Raw genomic sequence first — 1,104 nt, forward strand, 5'->3', positions numbered from 1 at the left:
CCCCCCCCCCCCCCCCCCCCCCCCCCCCCCCCCCCCCCCCCCCCCCCCCCCCCCCCCCCCCCCCCCCCCCCCCCCCCCCCCCCCCCCCCCCCCACAAAAACGGTCACTGTTCGGGCTTGACCCTGTCCGCCGGCCGCCGCACACCCGCTACGAGCTTGTCCACCGCCTTGGTCGCCGCGACCATGCCGAAAGTCGCCGTCACCATCATCACCGCGCCAAACCCGCCGGCGCAGTCGAGCTTGACGCCGTCGCCGACGAAACTCTTCTGCAGGCAAATGCTGCCGTCCGGCTTCGGGTAGCGCAGTTGTTCGGTGGAGAACACGCACGGCACGCTGTAGTGGCGGGTCACGGTGCGGGAAAAGCCGTAGTCGCGGCGCAGGGTCGAGCGCACTTTCGAGGCCAGTGGGTCGTTGAACGTACGGTTCAGGTCGCAGACCTGGATCAGCGTCGGGTCGATCTGCCCGCCCGCACCGCCAGTGGTGATGATCTGGATCTTGCGGCGCTTGCACCAGGCGATCAGCGCCGCCTTGGCGTTGACGCTGTCGATGCAGTCGATCACGCAATCGATGTTCGGCGTGATGTACTCGGCCATGGTATCGCGGGTGACGAAATCGGCCACGGCGTGCACGGTGCAGTCGGGGTTGATGCCGCGCAAGCGCTCGGCCATGACCTCGACCTTGGGCTTGCCGACGGTGCTGTCCAGGGCGTGCAACTGGCGGTTGGCGTTGCTGACGCAGACATCGTCCAGGTCGAACAGCGAGATCTCGCCCACGCCGCAACGGGCGATGGCTTCCGCCGCCCAGGAACCGACGCCACCGACGCCGACAATCGCCACGTGCGCCGCGCGCAGGCGCTCCAGGCCTTCGAGGCCATACAAGCGGGCGATGCCGGCAAACCGTGGATCTTCTGTACTCATGACCATTACCCCAAAAACCGGCGCGCATTATAGGGCTTTGCCACGGCAATTCGAGCCTGGTGCGAAAATGAATCTCGCCAATGTCCCCCTGTGGGGGGGGGGGGGGGGGGGGGGGGGGGGGGGGGGGGGGGGGGGGGGGGGGGGGGGGGGGGGGGGGGGGGGGGGGGGGGGGGGGGGGGGGGGGGGGG

1 protein-coding gene is annotated in these 1,104 nt (G+C 70.5%); it reads right to left on the reverse strand.

The window, feature by feature from the left end:
• Window positions 1-103: 103 nt before the first annotated feature.
• Window positions 104-916 carry a tRNA cyclic N6-threonylcarbamoyladenosine(37) synthase TcdA gene (gene tcdA / locus Q6A48_RS25900; protein ID WP_304557315.1) on the reverse strand — a complete coding sequence of 271 codons (813 nt, stop codon included), beginning with the start codon at window positions 914-916 and terminating at the stop codon, window positions 104-106.
• Window positions 917-1,104: the final 188 nt, after the last annotated feature.

Origin of the sequence: Pseudomonas citrullilanati, assembly GCF_030580855.1 — a bacterium.
Lineage (GTDB): Bacteria > Pseudomonadota > Gammaproteobacteria > Pseudomonadales > Pseudomonadaceae > Aquipseudomonas > Aquipseudomonas citrulli.

What these genes read in the sequence shown, in the direction of transcription:
- tcdA (WP_304557315.1), bottom strand. Translation starts at nt 916, where the DNA reads ATGAGTACAGAAGATCCACGGTTTGCCGGCATCGCCCGCTTGTATGGC.